At 57.7% G+C, this 19255-nt stretch carries 16 protein-coding genes and 2 pseudogenes; 9 read left to right on the forward strand and 9 right to left on the reverse strand.

The features are described from left to right. Positions 1 to 12 precede the first annotated feature (12 nt). Positions 13 to 210 carry a sigma 54-interacting transcriptional regulator gene (locus ACP2YO_RS11820; protein ID WP_426441031.1) on the forward strand — a complete coding sequence of 66 codons (198 nt, stop codon included), beginning with the start codon at positions 13 to 15 and terminating at the stop codon, positions 208 to 210. A gap of 249 nt (positions 211 to 459) precedes the next feature. Further along, entirely contained in the window at positions 460 to 708 is a 249-nt protein-coding gene (locus tag ACP2YO_RS11825) for an amidohydrolase family protein (RefSeq protein WP_426441032.1), read from the forward strand. Between the two features lie 704 nt (positions 709 to 1412). Here the strand turns inward: ACP2YO_RS11825 and ACP2YO_RS11830 are convergent. Together ACP2YO_RS11830 and ACP2YO_RS11835 are read right to left on the reverse strand one after the other, a co-directional pair. Further along, positions 1413 to 1835 (reverse strand): annotated as a pseudogene (locus tag ACP2YO_RS11830) (LysR substrate-binding domain-containing protein); the annotation flags it as partial. Positions 1836 to 1883: 48 nt separating this feature from the next. Continuing rightward, positions 1884 to 2645 carry a methyltransferase domain-containing protein gene (locus ACP2YO_RS11835; protein WP_426441033.1) on the reverse strand — a complete coding sequence of 254 codons (762 nt, stop codon included), beginning with the start codon at positions 2643 to 2645 and terminating at the stop codon, positions 1884 to 1886. 611 nt (positions 2646 to 3256) lie between these two features. Here ACP2YO_RS11835 and ACP2YO_RS11840 point away from each other — a divergent pair. From ACP2YO_RS11840 to ACP2YO_RS11865, 6 genes are all read left to right on the forward strand, one after another. Further along, positions 3257 to 5155 carry a UbiA family prenyltransferase gene (locus ACP2YO_RS11840; RefSeq protein WP_426441034.1) on the forward strand — a complete coding sequence of 633 codons (1899 nt, stop codon included), beginning with the start codon at positions 3257 to 3259 and terminating at the stop codon, positions 5153 to 5155. A gap of 228 nt (positions 5156 to 5383) precedes the next feature. Then, the gene (locus ACP2YO_RS11845) at positions 5384 to 5989 is read left to right on the forward strand and encodes an ATP-binding protein (RefSeq protein ID WP_426441035.1); all 606 of its coding nucleotides are present in this window, start codon (positions 5384 to 5386) and stop codon (positions 5987 to 5989) included. Positions 5990 to 6218: 229 nt separating this feature from the next. Next, positions 6219 to 6548 carry an IS66-like element accessory protein TnpA gene (gene tnpA / locus ACP2YO_RS11850; RefSeq protein ID WP_426441036.1) on the forward strand — a complete coding sequence of 110 codons (330 nt, stop codon included), beginning with the start codon at positions 6219 to 6221 and terminating at the stop codon, positions 6546 to 6548. Next, on the forward strand, positions 6545 to 6892 hold the full coding sequence (tnpB, locus tag ACP2YO_RS11855; RefSeq protein ID WP_426441037.1) for an IS66 family insertion sequence element accessory protein TnpB: 348 nt from the start codon (positions 6545 to 6547) through the stop codon (positions 6890 to 6892). Before tnpA ends, tnpB begins: the two co-directional genes overlap by 4 nt. Before the next feature lie 71 nt (positions 6893 to 6963). Continuing rightward, positions 6964 to 8619, forward strand: coding sequence for an IS66 family transposase (gene tnpC, locus ACP2YO_RS11860; RefSeq protein ID WP_426441038.1), 1656 nt, complete (start codon positions 6964 to 6966; stop codon positions 8617 to 8619). Further along, the gene (locus ACP2YO_RS11865; protein WP_426441039.1) at positions 8619 to 8912 is read left to right on the forward strand and encodes a hypothetical protein; all 294 of its coding nucleotides are present in this window, start codon (positions 8619 to 8621) and stop codon (positions 8910 to 8912) included. Before tnpC ends, ACP2YO_RS11865 begins: the two co-directional genes overlap by 1 nt. Before the next feature lie 261 nt (positions 8913 to 9173). Here the strand turns inward: ACP2YO_RS11865 and ACP2YO_RS11870 are convergent, their stop codons facing one another. From ACP2YO_RS11870 to ACP2YO_RS11885, 4 genes are all read right to left on the reverse strand, one after another. Then, positions 9174 to 10244 carry an NAD-dependent epimerase/dehydratase family protein gene (locus ACP2YO_RS11870; RefSeq protein ID WP_426441040.1) on the reverse strand — a complete coding sequence of 357 codons (1071 nt, stop codon included), beginning with the start codon at positions 10242 to 10244 and terminating at the stop codon, positions 9174 to 9176. 12 nt (positions 10245 to 10256) lie between these two features. Continuing rightward, positions 10257 to 11780 carry an FAD-dependent oxidoreductase gene (locus ACP2YO_RS11875; protein ID WP_426443140.1) on the reverse strand — a complete coding sequence of 508 codons (1524 nt, stop codon included), beginning with the start codon at positions 11778 to 11780 and terminating at the stop codon, positions 10257 to 10259. 387 nt (positions 11781 to 12167) lie between these two features. Beyond that, the gene (locus ACP2YO_RS11880; RefSeq protein WP_426441041.1) at positions 12168 to 12332 is read right to left on the reverse strand and encodes a hypothetical protein; all 165 of its coding nucleotides are present in this window, start codon (positions 12330 to 12332) and stop codon (positions 12168 to 12170) included. A gap of 193 nt (positions 12333 to 12525) precedes the next feature. Beyond that, on the reverse strand, positions 12526 to 13575 hold the full coding sequence (locus ACP2YO_RS11885; protein WP_426441042.1) for an NAD-dependent epimerase/dehydratase family protein: 1050 nt from the start codon (positions 13573 to 13575) through the stop codon (positions 12526 to 12528). Between the two features lie 562 nt (positions 13576 to 14137). Here ACP2YO_RS11885 and ACP2YO_RS11890 point away from each other — a divergent pair. Further along, positions 14138 to 14395 (forward strand): hypothetical protein, encoded by a 258-nt coding sequence (locus tag ACP2YO_RS11890; protein ID WP_426441043.1) that lies wholly within the window; start codon positions 14138 to 14140, stop codon positions 14393 to 14395. An 808-nt stretch (positions 14396 to 15203) separates the two neighbouring features. Here the strand turns inward: ACP2YO_RS11890 and ACP2YO_RS11895 are convergent. The 3 genes and pseudogenes from ACP2YO_RS11895 to ACP2YO_RS11905 form a co-directional block, all read right to left on the reverse strand. Continuing rightward, positions 15204 to 17084: a hypothetical protein gene (locus ACP2YO_RS11895; RefSeq protein WP_426441044.1), complete on the reverse strand. Its 1881-nt coding sequence runs from the start codon at positions 17082 to 17084 to the stop codon at positions 15204 to 15206. Positions 17085 to 17668: 584 nt separating this feature from the next. Further along, positions 17669 to 17817, reverse strand: a pseudogene (locus ACP2YO_RS11900) (IS701 family transposase); the annotation flags it as partial. Positions 17818 to 18294: 477 nt separating this feature from the next. Next, positions 18295 to 19203 carry a LysR family transcriptional regulator gene (locus ACP2YO_RS11905; RefSeq protein WP_426441045.1) on the reverse strand — a complete coding sequence of 303 codons (909 nt, stop codon included), beginning with the start codon at positions 19201 to 19203 and terminating at the stop codon, positions 18295 to 18297. Positions 19204 to 19255: the final 52 nt, after the last annotated feature.

Below are 19255 nucleotides of genomic sequence, written 5' to 3' on the forward strand. Positions count from 1 at the left end.
GCACAGGGGAAGGTGCTGCGTGGGTTGCAGGAGCGCAAGATCGAGCGTGCCGGCGGCAGCAAAACGATCTCCCTCGATGTCCGGGTGGTCGCGGCCTCCAATGTCGCTCTCTTCGCGGAAGTCGCGGCCGGCCGCTTGCGGCAAGATCTCCATTTCCGCCTCTTTCGTCTTCCCGGTCGCGATCCCGCCGTTGCGCGAGCGACGCGATGACATTCCGCTTCTGATGGCGCATTTCCTCGGCCTCTATTGCGCCCGCCACGGGCGGCGTCCCACCGGCTTCAGCCGGCCTGTCACCGATGCGCCGCTCAAGTACAACTATCCTGGCAATATTCGCAAGTTGCAGAATCTGATCGACGCGGCGTGGTCTAGCCCTTCGGACTTGCCGATAACGTCCGCGATCCTGCTTGGGATCCACGCCTCGCACGGCTCCTGGCGCTCGCCCAGGGCGCCGAGGTGTGGGTGAAGCTGTCGGGGATCGGACACGTCCCAGATGGCTGGGCCCAGGCAGCTGTAGCCAGAATCCTGCAGGAACTCGGGCCGAAGCAGCTGCTCTGGCGCTCGGAGTGGCCGCACGTCGCAGCCGCCCACGCCTACGCGCCATCCTATCCGCAGACACTTGAGTGGCTTGAGGAACTCGTTCCGGACGAAGACGCCCGAGGGCGAGTCCTCCTCGGGGAGACGCCTGCGGCCCTTTACCGACTTCGGTGAGTTGAGACCTGGACACCTGCCGAAATGACCAAATGAGCATCGTCCACCGGAGCGCGGGCTCGCCGCTGAAAGAGATTTCGCTCAAGACGTCGACAGGTCGAGGCGGTCCATCGAAGCTTTCTGAGAACCCACACCGAGTGCGCGTAGAACCAGTAGAGCGGAAGAGGAAGCCGGCACCGCATAAGTTTGGCGGTGGATGCAGACGAGCAGACTACGGGTGGAGGTTATCTGTTGAGGGGCTGATGACATGTCTGATCGATTTCCAATCTTCGACGTTGTCCTGGAACGGCGCGGACGAAGGTGGCTTTGGTCGGTTCGCACGAGCGACGGCGCGCTGGTCATGACAGGTTCAAGAAGCAGCCGATCCGCGGCTCGCTATGAAGCCGACCGGGCGCTCTTTTTGATGCTGCTGAGCGCGCCGTGCTATTCGCGGCTCTCGGGGCGAAAGATCCAGGCTAACCAACAGGCTCGCGCGCGGCGCTCGCTTCCGCCCAAGCTTCAGAGTCACTTGACCTGCGGGAAACCGCGCGCTGGTAAGCCGTTTCCGTCGGGTCCTGGACCTAAATTAGCGGAGTGGCCAGATCTCGACGGTGATGAAGGTTTCCCTCAACCGCTCGATATGGCCACCGCTGTGGGTCCGAGGAAAAGCGGTCTCAATATTGAGGATTTGCTGTTTCAGAGGCGCCGCGATCGCTCACGCGATGTCAAGCGGCTTCCGGGAGGGCGGCCTTTTTGCAAAGGCGGACGAGCCACCGGCAAAATGCACGCGCGATTTCAGAATTGTCACTGCGGTCGACCGCATAAGCCCGATATTGCATGCCGCTGCCAGTCCGTGACCCCGGCACCACGTGCAGAACGCCTCCGCGCACCAAATCGCTGACGACAATTTCGGGCGCTACCAGAAGGCATTTTCCCGTCATGACCGCCGGCAGAGCAAGGTAATTGTGATCATATCGCGCGCCCGACTTGACGTCTGCAAAGCTCAGGTTCATCGCCCGCAGCCACGTGGGCAGTATGTCGGGCCGGGATGTGATGTTCAGAATTGGCATCGAACGAACGACCGAGAGGTTCTTGCCATGGACGTGATTTGGCGAACCTACGCAGACGAGTTGCTCGTTGTAGATGTCCCGGTGCTGGCGCTCGAAGTGTAGTTGCCCGATGATGCGCCGGGAGTTCTAAGGAGGATCTTTGGTGCAGGCGCAGATCAGTGACGTGCCGTAGACATTCTTCGGCAAAAGGCGGCTTTCCAGACAAAATGCAATTCCTAATAGTTTGTGCAACCGGGGTGCTTTGGGCGCGAACGCAGTTCCACGCCTCATGCCTAGAGTCTTCAGTAATAAGGTCGGCACATATAACGCATGAAAGAAGTAACTGTAGGAGTTTATCGAAAGGCGCGACCGAAGCGCCAATTTGCGAAGTTCAGTAACATCGTAGCGTAAGAAATGGCGGTAATGTTCATCAAAGTTCGACCACAGCTCTTGCCGCGCTGGCAGTGCGATGATCAGCGAACGCAGCGCCGGAAGGGTATGAAAAATTGCTTCGATGAATGGGATCGGCTGCTCGATGTGCTCAAGCACGTCCAAGAGCAGAACCGTGGTGACTCGGTCGCGCAGCTCCCTGTCGATATCCGCGAAATCAGTCTTCGTAAAGACAAACGGTTTCGCCTCCTCGTGCACCCATGGATCTCCTAGATCGCAGCCGTACGATTCGAATCCAGCTTTACGCAAGACGCTAACGTAATGACCCCGAGCAGCGCCGATTTCGAGTAGCGTATCGCTGAGGTCACAAAACGCGTGGACATAGCTCTTAACAATGGCACTCCGAGCGCGATGCCAATAGTGTCGCTCATAACCGGGAGGAAAGAGTTCATCGAACTCGTTGTCCGAAAATTCGGTGCCGATTTGGTGATGATCGGAAACACTCACTTCATCGATCATTCGAGACCTGTTGTGTAGCGCACAGTTTGCGTAACGAGGAATGGATCCGAATTGGGAAATCTTAAAGGCAGGCGCTCCTACCACATTTGAGGGGTGAAATGTGAAACCCGATGAGTTAACTGCGGGCGCTCCTTAGGCGTTCGCGGTCTCCGCTCTGGGACTTCTCGGATTTGCGATCTAGTACTGTCAATCGCCGTGACTTGCTACAGCGGGGTCTTCGGGCTCCACAAGCTAGTTCGCCGTGCGGGTGGCGTTGTCAGTCGGACTGCTTAACCTCGCGCTACCGGGATCAATTTGGCGGCGATCCAGTCGCGGCTGAGCCACATCAACCCGCTCTGGATCGCGCTTGCCATTGGAGTCACCATCTTACAGATCTCCTGGGTACGCCGCGCTGGCGCGAGATTTCTCGTCTGTGCCATGTGCCCTTAAACGACCTCAAGGCATTCCGCTACAACATGATCGACAGCCTCTCCGACCAGACGCTACCGATCATCGATGCGCGCGGACGCGCCACGGGAGGCATCCTCTCCTTCCCTTGGAGACCGCGTGCCCCTGTCTCTGAGAGAGGCTAGCTCTGCAATTTAGCTTTAGCTTAGGAGAGCAACATAGTGATGCGCATCGAGTCCTTCGCTCCTCCGATCAAAGTGGAAAGCTGGCTGCGCGGCCAGCCCCTCACGAGCTTCCAACCCGGGAAAGTCTACATCGTCCAATTCTGGGCAACTTGGTGCCTGCCGTGTACGGCGGCGATGCTTCATCTGGTAGATCTGCAAGAGAAATACAAAGACGGCGGACTTGAGATTATCGGAGTCGCAGCTAACGAACGCGGTCGAACGCGCGACGAGGTCCGAACCAAGTTGGACGCGTGGTTGACCAAAAATCTCCCGAATCCGAATTATCGGATCGCGTTCGAGTACACGGGCGAAATGAGCAAGCTTTGGGGCTTATCTTGCGGGATTGCCACCTCGTTCGTCGTCAGTAGTGACGGCTACGTTGCCTTTATCGGTCGTCCGATGCAACTCGACGACGTTATGCCGAAAGTCCTCAACGGCATCTGGCACACCAGCGATGATGCTAGAGCCCCTGATACGGAGGGTTCCCGCGATAAACCGTTGGTAGTAGATCTAAACGGATCTTTGTTGCTAACAGATGTGCTGTACGAGTCGTTTTTGAACATCTTGCCACTTGGGTTCTACGCGAATTTTGCTGCGGTCCGGGCTGTGGCTAACGGCAAAGCAGCCGTAAAGCATCGCCTTGCCCAGGCCTCCGAACTAGATTATGCGACTCTTCCGTATAACGCCTGCGTTATGGATATAATCCAGGCAGCCAAAGCGCGGGGCAGGAAAGTTTACCTGGCTACTGCAGCCAACTCAAAGCACGCGAAGGCCATAGCAGATCACTTGGGCATCTTCGATGGGTGGTTTGCGTCTGACGCAAAAGCGAATTTGTCCGGAGCTTTGAAAGCCGAGATACTAACAGCTGCCTTCGGTAAGAAAGGATTTGATTACATTGGCGACGGGTCGTCAGATTTACCGGTGTGGGAGATGGCCGATAAGGCCTACGGCGCTGGCCTTTCCACGGCGGTAAAGGCTCGGCTCGTCGCGCTCAAAGGAAACTACGTCGCCTTAGATGACGAGAATCCGCGAAGTCGGACGTGGTTCAAGGCCCTTCGAGTCCAACAGTATGTTAAGAATCTTCTTGTGTTTGTGCCGTTGCTGACCTCGCATCAATTCACGTTGGCCAACATCACTACAGATGTGATCGCCTTTCTAGCTTTTTGCGCTTGCGCGTCAGGAGTCTACATCCTCAACGATCTACTTGATCTTAGATCTGATCGCGCGCACTCTACCAAGCGTGCTCGACCCTTTGCGAGCGGCCTTCTCCAGCCTCGGACTGGCTTGCTTATGGTTCCGCCGCTCCTCCTATTGTCTCTGATGCTGGCAATCACAATTTCACTTGAGTTTGTCAGCATATTGTTTGGCTATCTTGTGCTAACAAGTGCCTATTCTATCTATTTGAAGCGGAAGATGCTTGTAGACGTTGTTGTGTTGGCAATGCTCTATACGACACGCATTGTTGCAGGTGGCGTGGCAGCTGAAATTCAGATTTCGGAGTGGCTTTTCATCTTCTCCACGTTCATCTTCACATCGCTCGCGCTAATCAAGCGGTATGTTGAGCTGGCCACGAGGCTAGACCGGGGCCTCCCGGATCGTTCAGGTCGTGATTACAGGATCGGCGACCTTGATGTCGTTGCCGCTCTAGTTGCTGCGGCTGGCATGAATGCTGTCACGATCTTTGCACTTTATGTCACATCGCCCGATGTACAGAGACTCTATCGACATCCAAAGGCACTATGGCTCATCTGTCCAATTCTTCTCTATTGGATAGGCAGGGCGCTCATGATGGCGCACCGGCGTCTAATGGACGACGACCCTATTGTCTTTGCACTGAGAGATCGTATCAGCGCAATCGCCATTGCCTTGATGATTGCCGTAGTTATTATCGCCATTTGACGCATTCCCGAGTTTCCCCGAGGGCGGCTGCATTCTTGCGTTCGGATCCATAGCCGTTGCGACAGCACCCGAGGATAGGAATAGTCGAGGACGAACAGGGGCCGCTGTCGTGTGCGCGTTAAGCGGGATTTGGACGCATCGGCTCGAGGTGGCGAGACGTGCTCTTCGAAAATTAGTCCCAACTGCTGGACCAAGCGAGACGAACGCTCTGACCGCTGGCCGTAGTGATTGACGTTCGCAGTTTTCACGACCGCCCGCGACAACCCCATGCGCCGCTTAGGCAACGCCAAGCTGCGCCAGGTCGGCACCATCGAGAACGTCGACTATTGCACCGGTCGCGGTCTCGACGTTTGCTGTTCCAGACCCTCGCCACTTGCCAACGGATTCCGCGATCGCAATTATCTGCGTCATTGCGGCCCGACTGGCACCGGAAAGTCCCGGCTTGCTTGCGCGCTGGGCAACGGAGCCTGTCGCAACAGCTTCGCCGTCTTCTACAAGCGCCTTTCCCGCATGTTCGCCGAGCTCGCTCAGGCACGCGCTGAAGCCCGGCTCGCTCGCCTGATCGCCGCGCTGGAGCGCGTCGATCTTCTTGTCCTTGACTTGTGTGGAGCCCAGTGGCGTAGAATTGATGGTCGACGGCCTGAGCCCCTTCTTTCATCCAACATTGAGCAGGAGTCCCAAGCGGCTCTGGACGCAAGTCAGTTCGCGCAGTCCGATCTCGAGGAGGTTGCCCGGCTCGCCTCTCTTCGGATGCTGAAAACGCGAGACGTAGTCACCGAGATCTTTCAATCGAGAAATGTAAAGCCGTATATGCAGCCGCCGTTGACCGGCTAGCGCGTCGGCTCCGCTACAATTCGGAGATGATGCCTGCGCGGCGACAATCGAATAGCAGAGCTGTTCAGCGACGTCGACGTTGAGGGTATTCCTCCGGGGTAGGCCGCCTTGTTCAGTGACAGGTTTCCGGGGAAAGATGTGGCTTTAAGGCCAGCCTTAAGGTCGGTTGATGCGGGTAGAGGTTCTGGGTGGGGTTGAGCGTCGCCGTCGCTGGTCTCGCGACGACAAGATGCGGATCATCGAGGAGACGCTGGTGCCCGGCGCGGTGGTAACGGAGATCGCGCGGCGGCACGGCATTGCGACGAGTTTGGTGTTCACGTGGCGGCGGCGGGCCCGCCTGGCAACTGTCGCTTCGGCGGGACCGCGCCTTGTCCCCGTTCAGGTCGTGGCGGCTGCGGCCGAAAGCCTCCGATCGATTGAAGCCCCAGCGGCGATGCTGGCCCGGAAGCGACGCGGTCTGATCGAGATCGAGCTCGGTGACGGCAAGCGCGTCAGCGTTGACGAGAATGTCGACGCTGAGGCGTTGGGGCGGGTCCTCGATGTTCTGAGCCGACGATGATCCCGATACCGAGCGGCGTCAGGGTCTGGATCGCCACTGGGCACACGGACATGCGCCGCGGCATGCAGGGCCTGGCTTTGACGGTTCAGGAGAGTTTGAAGCGCGATCCCCATGCCGGCGATCTCTATATCTTCCGCGGGCGTGGGGGCGATCTCGCCAAGATTCTTTGGCACGATGGCATCGGCTTGTCGCTATACGCCAAGCGCCTGGACCGCGGGAAGTTCATCTGGCCCTCGGCGTCATCGGGCGCGGTGTCGATCTCGCCGGCCCAGATGGCTTATATGCTGGAAGGGATCGACTGGAGAAATCCGCAGCTGACATGGCGACCGCAGAGCGCCGGCTGAGCCAAATAAATATTGGGTCACGTGGATTTTAGGGCGCCACAAATCACTAAATTTATGATTCTCTCGTTTGCATGGACACGGCTCGCGACGCCCCTCCCGACGACATAGCCGCTCTGAAAGAGGCGTTGGCGACCGAGCGCGCGAAGGCGCTGGATATTGCGGCGGAGCTCGCGGTCGCCCATGCGAAGGCATCGGAAGACAGCGCACTGATTGCCCAGCAAAAATTACGGATCGCCAAGCTCGAGCGCCAGATCTACGGACAGCGGTCAGAGCGTTCGTCTCGGCTGATCGACCAATTGGCGCTGACGTTCGAAGAGCTGGAAGCCGACGCCACCGAAGACGAGCTTGCGGCCGAGAGAGCTGTCGCCAGGACGACAATTGTACGCGGCTTTACGCGCACGTGCCCCGAACGCAATACGTTCCCCGATCATCTTCCCCGCCAGCGCGTGGTGATCGATCCGCCAACGGCCTGTGAATGCTGCGGCGGCAATCGCTTGCGCAAGCTCGGCGAAGACGTGACCCGGACGCTGGAATCGGTGCCGCGCCAGTGGAAAGTGGTCGAGACGGTGCGCGAAAAGTTCTCCTGCCGCGACTGCGAGAAGATCAGCCAGGCGCCGGCACCGTTCCATGCCGTTGCAAGAGGTTGGGCTGGCCCAAGCCTGCTGGCGATGATCATGTTCGAGAAGTTCGGTCAGCATCAGCCGTTGAACCGCCAGGCTGAACGCTATGCGTTGGAAGGCGTGCCGATCGCGCTGTCGACGATGGCCGACGCCGTGGGGGCGGTCTGTGCATCGCTCGATCCGCTCCTTCGTCTTGTCGAAGCTCATATCATGGCAGCCGAACGCCTCCACGGCGACGACACCGCGGTGCCTGTATTGGCCTTGGGCAAGTGCGATGTCGCTCGATGCTGGGTCTATGTGAAGGACGACCGCCCCTTCGGCGGCTCAGATCCGCCGGCGGCGACGTTTTATTACTCGCGCGATCGAAGTGGTGAGCACCCGCAGGCGCATCTGGCCAACTACACCGGGATCCTCCAGGCCGACGCCTTCGGCGGATACATCAAGCTCTACGAGCCCGAGCGAAGTCCTGGGCTTATCAGGGAAGCGGCCTGTTGGGTTCATGCCCGGCGCCCGTTCTTCGCCATGGCGGATCTTGAGGAGAACGCGCGGCGCAAAGCGGCCGGAAAGAAGGAGATCGTCATCTCGCCCGTCGCCATGGAGATCGTGCGCCGCATCGACGCTCTGTTCGAGATCGAGCGCTCTATCAATGGCCAAAACGCCGACCAACGAAAGGTTGTTCGCCAGGCGCAGAGCGCGCCGCTCGTCGCCGATCTGGAAGCCTATATGCGCGAGCAGTGCGCCAAGCTCTCTCGCGGTCACGATCTGGCCAAGGCCATGAATTACATGTTCAAGCGCTGGGTTTCCTTCACACGCTTCCTCGACGATGGCCGCGTCTGCCTCTCGAACAACGCCGCCGAAAGAGCGCTGCGCGGCATCGCATTGGGCAGAAAGTCGTGGTTATTCTGCGGGTCCGACCGCGGAGGACGTCGCGCCGCCGCCATGTATAGCCTCATCGTCTCAGCCAAGATGAACGACGTCGACCCTCAGGCCTGGCTCACCGATGTGCTCGCTCGCATTGCTGCACACCCCGCTCACAGGCTCGATGAGCTGTTGCCTTGGCATTGGAAGACTGCTCAACAGCAAGGCCTTGCGATGCAGGCGGCTTGATGGGGCACGTCAACAAAGTCAGCCACGTGTTCACCCTCGGCCATGTCGCCGAGACGCTTGGAGAAGACGAGGAATGGCTGTTCGAGGTCGCGGAGGAAATGGACACCGAGGATGGCCAGCTATGGGTCGTCGGCGTCGGCGAAGACGGTGTGATGGCGTTCACCGATGATGGACTCGAGAACCTCAAAAATCTGATCCAGATCCACAAGGACGCTCCTTGGATCATTGAAGAACGCCGCAAGGTGCTCGCCGCGATCGTTAAGCCGACGGCCGAAAAGCCAGACGAGGTTTAGCCGTTAGCCGGACAAGCCAGCCAGCCGGCGGCCTACGCCGCATGCTTACCGTTGAGGCTCGGTGCGGCGTGATCATCCGCTGCGAGCGATCCAGACGATTGTGAGCAAGGCGCCATCGGGGCTGGAGCGTCAGTTTGCCCTGAAAGGATTTCCGCTCGATGTCGCCCACAATTCCGGATGGTGCCGCCCCCGGGTGGATGCCCCCGAACAAGGCACCTCTCAATCGGCCGGTTACGGTTACGCAATAAAAAGATGTGAAGCTTAAATTGCGTGGCCGTTCTTCAAGCACGAGTCGACCGAAAGGCGCATGCCTTCTCGCAAGGAGATCTTGGGTGCATAACCGAGCACTTTTGCGGCCTTTGTGATATCGCAGGCAATTGTCTTGTTCATTTCAGACAGGACATGAATTTTCTGGTGATAGATGCCGGCGTACTGAAGAGTTGCATCGACCATCGTTGCGACTTCGGCCACAATGCTCGGCAAACGGACCCCGTTAGGCTTGACCGTCATGCCGAAATCTTCATGCAGGACCCTGCCGACGGTCTCGACAATTTCGTTCATCGTGTACGACGTCTCGTCCGCAAGCCAGAAAATCTCGCCAGCCGCATTTTTGTGAGCTGTAGCGAGCAGGATACCCTGCGCCAGATTGCCGGTATAGCCCATCGAGCGGCGGTTCCGCCCAGATCCGACGATGGGAAATTTGCCATTCCTGACCATCTTCAAAAAGAGTGTTTGCCTTGGCGGTTGGTTAGGTCCGTAAAACCAGGGCGCACGGACGATGACAATCTCTGTGCGGCTGCCAGCGGCAATCTCCGCACGTAGCGTCTTTTCCATCAGCATCTTAGAGCGGCCATATGCCATATAAGGCTTATAGGGGCTTTCCTCTATGAATCTGTGATCCGGATGTGGGTTGCAACCCATCGGCGAATTCGACGACATGATAGTCGCGCGCCGTACACCTACCTTTTGCGCTGCCGTAAGCAGATTGATCGTGCCTTGTGTGTTGATCGCTTCAAACTGAGCAACCGTTTTGGGATGAATAACCCCCGCCATATGGATCAATACGGCGTCCTCGGCACCGGCCACGAATGCACGGACAGCTTCCATGTCCCGGATGTCACCTATCACGATTTCCACGCCCTGTTCACGTAGCTGCGACACGTCCTCTGCCGGAAGCACGAGCGCCTTTACCCGGAAGCCTCCGGTTGCCACAAGTCGTGATTCTGGCAAACCTGTCGTCAGCGCCGCCGCGATGTGCCCGCCCAGCCAGCCGGCGGCTCCTGTTAGCAGCACGAGGGGCGCATTCAGGCTTATCGAGATTATCTCTTGCACATTAACGCCCCCTCAATTTTTGTCTTTTGCGGCTGACCGGGCGCGTTCTTGTGCGGAATGACAGAGTGCTGTCTCCGCGACCCGGAACGCGAGGGCCATGATGGTCATTTGGGGATTGACGCCTGGCGCTTCCGGAATCAGGCTGCCGTCGGCGACAAAGAGGTTTTCGACGCCACGCACCCGTCCGTAACTGTCGACGGCGCATGCATCCTGATGCTCGCCAGGCGGGCAGCTCGAAAACAGGTGTACGGTCATCAGATTTGTGGCCGCTTTGGGAAGAGGCTTGTTCCAGAATTCATATACCTGATCAGGGCTCGTCCACCCTACATGGCCGGATATGCTCGGGAACACCTTGCGGGCGCCGGCCGCGAACATGGCTTGGCCGAGGCGGGTGAGAACCTGGCTCAATGCAATCCAGTCCTCAGGCGCGAGTTTGAAACTGACAAGTGGCTCGTTGAAGCCGGGAAGGGGTCTCACTGAGCCAACTCCGCGGGACCGTATCATGCCGTAGTATGAGCCACAAAAACGCCAGTCCTGCATTAGATCGCTGCGGTTGGTCCAGTCTTCCGCAAGCGAGAGTCCAAAGACCGCAGGCGTGAATACCGATCCACCAATGCGTTGTTCCGGCATAAATTCGGTAATTGCTGTCAGAGGAAGTCGCGACTGATGCGCATCGACGGGCTCGTTAAACAGCGCCGTTACCTTGATCGTCGGGTGGAGGCGCAGCGTATTGCCAATGCGTTCCCGCGGGCCGGAGCACCGCAACAGCGCCGGGGTGTGAATTGCACCTGCGCAAACAAACACCATGCCGGCTCTTATACGAACTGGCACAGTTTGTCCGCCGGCATCGCGCGACCGGGCAAGCACCTCTGTGGCACGGCGCTTTTCAATTCGTATCTTGTCCACCCGAGTTTGCGCCAGCAGCCGCATGCCGCGGTCCACCGCCCTTGGCAGAAGGGTCACCGCCATGGACTGCTTGGCGCCGTTCGGACATACATAAGAACATCGGTTGGCGCCCTTGCAGTCACGTTGTCCCCGTTTTAGCTCCGATACTTCCCAGCCGAGCGCTTCGCCTCCTCGCTGCAGAATGTCGGTGGCACGTCCGAGCGGACCGGGGGTCAGGGTTGCATTTACCGCCGTCTCCGCGCGCTCGTAGTATGGCGCCAGCTCATCCGGCGTAAAATTCTCAATCTTGTTGAGTTTGCGCCATTGATCAATGAGGTCACTATGGGTTCGCTGGCTAATAGCGCTGTTGATTTCCGTCCCTCCCCCGACACAGCGGCCTTCCGCATAGGTAATGGGGGGCGGGCCAACCGCGGCGGTTATTCCTCCGCCGCGCCAGGCTGCGGAAAATGCCTCGGTGGCGATAGCAGGAGCCGATGAGGAGGGAATATGCTTACCTTCTTCAAGCATGACTATAGATAAACCGGCAGCTGTCAGCACATCTGCCACGCTGGCACCGCCTGCACCGGAGCCGATAATCACCGCATCCGCTTCCAGTCGCAGTGCGTTGCTCGGATGAAAACTGCCTTTCATGTTCAAGCCGTTATTTTCGTGCAGGCCCAGTCCGTACGGACAACAGCTTTGCGGCCACGTGCGTCTGCTCATAGAATGCAAGCAGCGTCATCGATCGATAAAGGCGCACGATGGACGTGACGGGACCGGGCGATCTCTGCAGAAGAGTATAAAACCTGTCTGCGCGAAGCGCGCTTGCCAACGGACCGCCCGCACCGGCCGAAATCAAGAGGATGCAAAGGCCTAGGAAGATCGAAACGCTTCGAACCGCTAAACGAATATGAAAGGGGGCGCCTGCAATGGCTCGGGTGACGCTTGCTACGACCTCAGTTACTACGGCTGGTTTTTCGTCTTCGTCGAGCAACGGCCACGCAGGAATCAGTGTTGCCACGAGCACTCGATCGAATATCATTTTAGTCTCCTCGAGCCCAAAAAAATAATACCGACCAAGACAAGACCGAGGCCCATCCATTTATACAGATGGAATGGTTCTCCAAGAATATAATGCGATGCAACCGACAGCATGGCGAACCCGGATCCAACCGAAACCGGATAAGCGACTGACACCTCCATGGACTCGAGAGCTTTTGCAAAAAAAAACGCGGTGCCGACAGCGAAAATGCCAGTGCGCCTATAAGGCCAATTGAGAGAAGCCTATCGGCTAGTCCGGACCCGGCAGGCAATGAGGCCCGACTCCATTTCAGCAATATGCTGCCGATACAGGAATTCAAGCTCGCGGCAAGAACCGGGATCAGAGGCGGCGTATTCATCCCGGGATCATCCGCAATACGTAGGGGATCAGTGCCAGACTCTGCTGTTTGACCGGCGACTTATGGGGTGACGCTCCGTCTTTGCTCAGAAACAATTTGTTGGCTTGATACCAATCATAGCTATCAATGATCATCTGGAAATTCGAGTACTTCGGCGCATAACCAAGCTCTCTTTGCGCTTTCGAAATATCGAAATACATTGATCGCCCATACATCAACGTATGGTAGGGGCCTAAGGGGGAGAGGCCGAGCGCACTTGCCAAATTTGCGGCGATCGTAGTCGGCCCCATCGGAATAGATTTGATTTGGCTTTTGGTTCCGGCGTGGTTGATTACCGCCTGCAGAAGTTCACGTATTGTGCCAAATTCGGCGGCACCAATATTGTATTCTGAAAACCCCTTCAGTTTCGATGCTGCAATGCATGCCCAGGCCAAATCATCCGAGTGAACGAACTGATATCTGTTGTCCCCAGCAGCCAAAACCGGAATGTCGAGGCCCCGTTCAATCCAGTCAAAAAGGATTTGGGCGACGCCAAGCCGGCCATGTCCGAGAATAGTCCGCGGGCGCACAATCGCCACATCCAGACCGTCGCGTCGCATTGCTTTCTTACAAATGATTTCTCCTGCGAGTTTTGCGCGTCCGTAATCTTCGGCAGGATTGGGCTCCGTAATCTCTGTGACAGGATTCGATTTCGGGACGCCAAAAACAGCGCTAGAGGAAGTATATATCAGCTTCTCGACTCCTGCCGCAGCCGATTCGTCAGCAATGATCTGAGTGCCGTCCTTGTTGGCGGACCAGAACAAATCGACTTTCTTGGCTAAAGGCACTTGGGCAGCGTTGTGGAACACCTTATTCACGCCGGAGAGCGCCTGTTTGACGGCGTTGCGGTCCAGAATCGTGCCTTTGACAAATTCTAGGTTGGGATGACTGAAGTCAGGGGATTTGATGTCGAACACGCGAACGCGGGTTCCTTGCTCAAGCAACTGTTTGCTCAACAACTGCCCAAAATATCCCGAGCCGCCGGTAACTAGAGCTGTATTCATCATCCCGTGACCTGTGCGAATCTCAAGAATGCGGGTGGGAACATGTGTTATCCGCTGAGCCCTTGATTGGGCCCTAAGAGTTGGAGTTTTTCGGTTCTAATCCTGGCGACGTGCTGGTGATGCCAGTCGGGTTAGCGCCCGTTCTCCAGTAGGAATTGACTGATGGTCTTCCGCAATTTGCCGAAGTAGATGGTCTCCGATTGGACTTGCTGCCCACCCGCGCGCATCATCAATAACTAGAGTTCTCATCTCTCTCTCCTTCAGGGGGCCACGTTCCGCAGCGGGCTTGGCTCATGCCGAGTGGTATCCTGCGCTTGAGAGCAAACCTCGTACCAACTGCAGTTCGTTTGCTCCCATTCGTGCATGGTCCATGCCAAAGCGAGAAGTACTCGTTATCAGCGCGATTCCTACATGACTGCCGTGTCGCCTATCCGACGTCGTCAGGTTGCAGACAAAATCGGAATATAGTTACTTTTAGCAGTGTTAACGATTGGCCGTGTACGGAAAAAATGCCTCGCTGGTCGAAAGTTGCCCGAACAATGGAGACCGGTCCCTGGGGATCAGCATGAGCAGAGAACGACGCAAAAGCGGTGCGGTGAAGCCGCGCGAGGATGCCAAAGGGCTCGGCTTCGTCGAGATCACGCCGGCGGATTACACGGCCATTGAAATCGAGTTCGGCGGCGTGATCATTCGAGTCGGTGCTGAAAGTTCGCCACGACCAGTTGGTGTGGATCGTCCGGGCAGTTCGGACGGCATCATCCTGACCCGTATGAAAATCTTGGTCGCGGCCATCCCGTCAATTCTAGAAATTATGTGGAGATGATGCAGAATCCGCCGCGGCAATTACTTGCCACGCTGCGACGCGCAGGCTGTTGCCCTGGCATCTTCAGGAAATCTTCAAGGGGCGTGACCAAGGAGTGCCTGGGGCCATTCCGGATACATCGATCTCGGGACGATCTTTGCCCGCGAGCTCACGGCGATCGTCGAGCGACCCGGCAAGCCAGGAATGATCGTGTCTGCTCATGGCACCAAGTTTACCGTATGCATCGTGACCGTTGCCGAGCGTACCGAGCTAATGGCTCTCGCTACTGACTTCCCCCTCTGGCGCAATCCGCAGGCTGATGAAAGACAAGAAGCGCATACGTGAATGGCGGCCCAGTCCGGCTCCGCGCGCCGCCTCTAGCCTGGTTTGGCTCGGCACCTGCCAAATAGCGGCTCCTCCAGAACCGTATCCGCGATGCCGTCCCAAGTGGCCACCTCAGCCCTGCCGCTTCGAATCGACGGATCGTCAGCCGCACGCGTCGAGGGGACGGACCCGACCCGCCGCCCGATCTCCCGGATCGAAAGCCCCGCCGCCTTCAGTCTCATCACCTTGCGCACATGCTGCATCGCAAGCCTCCCCATCGGCATCCGATCCACTCCTTCCACCGGAAGGAGGAGACCTATCAGAGCCAGAAGAGGCCGCCTCACCCCGGGCGATTTCATCCCGGAATGGTGGGCCATTTCAAATCGGAATGGCGGGCGATTTCATTTCAATCATGGACGATTTCGAGCGGAATCAGCAGGGCGTGGGCCGGAGGTGGATTTCCTCGAAGATTCGGGTTCCAAGGCATCCGTGAGGATCATTATTTTCACGATGGGCTCCGTTTCTCGCTATACGGCCGTTGTCGCCTCGCTTCATGGCAGGATTGTTCCGCCAGCACGGCGGGGCGAACGGGCTTGAGCAAAGACTGCCTGTAAGCATCCGGATCATCCCCGATTGGGGCTTCGAACGCCGCGGCGGCGACATAGTCCGCCTGGTGGGCTCCAAAGGAATCCATGACACTAGCTTGGTCAAGATGATGCGGGCCCTCAGGCTCGATCAGTATCCACGCTTTGGCTAGTTCGGCGCAGTTCTCGAGTCCGAGCGCTTCCACCGCGGCTGCGTTACTGCCGGGATATGGTACGATCGGCCACGGTTGACCGAAGTGTGATGGGCTACTGTCCCATGGCCCGAACAGCCATGGTAGACCGAGCGCTCGCGTTTCTAGCACAAACAGCAGGCCCGGCGAACGGCCGGAGAGATCGACCACCGGCGTGCCGGCTGCAAGGCCGGCCGCACGAGCCTGGGCTCTGGCCGTGGTCAGATAGTCGTGGAGGGGTTGCGAGAGCACCAAGTTTCCACCGCCCGGCAGGGGTGTGACAGCGGTATAAGCGCGCAGATCTTTCGCCTGACCGCGCGGATTGAGAATGGCAGCATTGATCATTGATGCAGTGAGCAACTGTGCCAACACCGTCAGGGGCAGTAGGGAAGCGACGCTGGGTCCCTGTTGCGCAAGGGGACTCAGGAAGGCGATGACCGCAAGCATCCAAAACAAGGCGGCCAGCGAACCGACATACCAATAGTTGAGATTGGAGCCCAGCGCGGACAGGTGCGGCAGGACCAAAAACGTTAACGCTAGAGCGATGCTGGTGGGAGTTTGGGAGCGCAGAACCCAGCTCTCACGATAGAACATCGCGCCAAGGCATATGAATGCTGGCACTAGGAACAGGGTCGAGGGAATGAGGCTGATCGGATCGGTCCCCAGCAGCGCGATCGCTATTGTTACGATCAACACCGCAGCGAGAGCCAACGATACGAGCAACTTGTGCGTAGACCCCATGAGAATGCTGAGCAGAAGAGCTGTCGCCATTAACACAGCGGCAGCGAGTTGCCCACGACTTGTTTCGAGCCAGTCGATCCGAAGTGTGAAAGACACCTCGTGCCGGGCACCCAGCAGGATTTCCAAATCAGCGCTGTTGACCATCCGGGTGATCAGTCCGGTGATACCGCCGTCAATCAAGTAGGCGGTAACGATCAGCAGAGCGAGAGCGACCAGCGCTGCGCCAAGCAAGGGCAGCACCGACTTTCGGCGCAAAACGACGACATAGAGCATAACGAGGAGGGCAATCGCCGCAGCGGTGGTCGGCTTTGCCATGAAGCAGAACCAACCGCCAACGCCGACTAGGATCCACCCAAAGACCTGGCGGATGCGCCCTCGCCGATCGGCTAGCAGCAAGCCGATCATTACGATCAAGACTGATTGAAAGGTCAGAGTGTAATAGTTGGGGGTAAGCAACCACAAATGAAAGGCGACCAATGCCAGGCTGGCGATCCCTGCCGATAGCACCGCCGCGTGTGGCCAGCCCACTGTCCAGAGGCGCCGGATCACAAGGAAGCTGAGAATCCAGCCCAGCGCCATGGTGAGCGTGACGTTCGCCATGCGAAGCAGTGCGATGTCGCGACCCGCCCACTGATATGGCCAGTGATAGACGAAGCCAAATAGCGTCGGCGGACTATTGATTGTGTAGATGAATGGGTTCGCAATGGAGTTGAGGTGGAAACCTTCGGCGCTGAGACGGAAACCGTAGCTGCTGTAGTATAGCAGCCAGGCGAAAAGGATTGCTGTGGTTACGGCGGACAGAGGCACCAAAGTCCGGTCCAGCAAAACTGACAACGTCCTTCCGTTGGCAAAGCGGTTATCTCTTGGCATAGGCTCCTTCCTGCCAACTTCGTAGACAAGGCCTATTCCAATGGATAACAGCCTCAAGGTGTACCTCTATCTAACCTGAGCCCCGCAATCTCCTCCAAGAATTGGTAGAGTCCACCACCTCGGAGGGGATGGACATGAAGCCGAGCCGCGATCACGGAATAGATGGAATATTCGGTCGCGATCGCCTGATCTATTTGCCGAGTGCTCTTTTGACTGACTATCATGGACCAATTCCATCCAAAGGAGAAACTCACGATCTATGTCGGCCTCGCTTCGCTGACGGGAGAGGCTTATTCAAGAGGGAACGACATTGGTGGATGCTCCATCGATTCTGCGGTACCTCGAACCATAGGCTGGTCAAGTTGAGCGGGCCGGCCTAGCATTACAGTTGTTTTTTGCTTTGAAGTGAGCCCGTTGAGCAGCGAGCTTGGTGGGCTCGCCGCCAGCAGGACCATGCGATGATGTGTACGAGCTGAATGCGCTTTCGCGCGAGTCTGATGGCAATGCGGCGAATTTCCTGGATTGACCAACGGATCAATGGCGGCGTGGTTACGCTTTGACCTTCCGGGGGTAACGTTTTGTTTTTTGGGCGGTGGCGGATTAGCGCGATGTCGGATCGCGGCCATCATGGCGAAGGCGAGCATCACCGGGCACACGTGACGGCGCCAGCCTGCCAGGATCTGGTCTGGTTTTGATTGAGTCCGAACTCTTTTTTTGCGGTCTCAAAGCTGTCCAGTCTTCGAGACCTTCCTAAATCAGCGCGGGCGAGGGTCGTCGTGGTCGGTCTGCACGACCGAAGGCAAGCTGGTCATGACGGGTTCAAGAAGCAGCCGATCTGCTGCCAGCTATGAAGCCAACAGCGCGCTTCTCTATTGCTGCTGAGCACGCCGTATCGTTCGCGGCTTTCGGCGCGAGCGATCCAGGCTGACCAACAGGCTCGCGCGCGGCGCTCGCTTCCGCACGAACCGTAGAGATGCATGACCTTCGAGAAACGGTGCGCTTGTAAGCCGTTCCCGTTCGGAAGGTACCTGGATTTGCGAGACTGACCGGCTCTCGGCGTTTGCTGGAAAGCTCTTCTGAGCAGTTTGATGCGGCGACGGCCCTGTGCCCGACGAATAGCGGTGTTCGTTTGGCGTCGGCTTTCAACGAACTCTGCCTCAATACTGGCGCTACTTACTCCTTGAGAGGCGTCGCGATAGCTCACGCGATATCAAGCGGCTTCCAGAAGAGCGGCCGTTTTGCAAAGGCGGGCTAGCCACCGGCAAAAAGCACGAGCAATTTCAGAATTGTCACTGCGGTCGACCGCATAGGCCCGATATTGCATGCCGCTGGCCGTACGTGATCCTGGTATCACGTGCAGAGCGCCCCCGCGCACGAGATCGCTGACGATAATTTCGGGCGCGACCAGAAGGCATTTTCCCGTCATGACCGCCGGGAGAGCAAGGTAATTGTGATCGTATCGTGCACCCGACTTTATGTCTGCAAAGGTCAGGTTCATCGCCCGCAGCCATGTGGGCAGTATGTCGGGCCGGGATGTGATGTTCAGAATCGGCATCGAGCGAACCACTGAGAGGTTCTTGCCATGCACGTGATTTGGCGAGCCCACACAGACGAGTTGCTCGTTGTGGACCTCCCAATTGTCGGCCGGTTCGATCATGCAAAGATCGCGTGTGATCAAGACGTCGTAGTCGTCGGAAGACGTCGGCTGACACAGCGAACTGACCACATCCACGATTACGCCGCCCATCTCAGCGGAAAACGCCTGCAGATTCGGAATCAACAGGGAGTAAGCGAACGTCGAAAGCGATGTCCGGACCACAATCCGATTGACATCTGGGCGATTTCGCCGGCGCATTCTTTTTGCCGTGAAGCACACTGTATCCAGCGGCTCGGCGACTGTGTTTGCAAAAAGCCTTCCGAATTCCGTCAATTCGCTCCGCTTACCGCGTCGTTCGATGAGCTCTGTCCCCAGATAATCTTGCAGCACAGCGAGATAGCGGCTGACGGAGCTCTGCGTCGCTCCCAATGCGCTCGCCGCGCGCGTTACGCTTCCTTCCCGCGCGATCGCCACGAACACGCGGATCGCATTGAGGGGCACTTCATCGTCGTCGCTGGCCATCTTCTATTCCGCCAAGTTCTGGGATGTCCGCCAAATTTCATGGTGGGCATTC

Source organism: Bradyrhizobium genosp. P, from assembly GCF_049949265.1.
Lineage (GTDB): Bacteria > Pseudomonadota > Alphaproteobacteria > Rhizobiales > Xanthobacteraceae > Bradyrhizobium.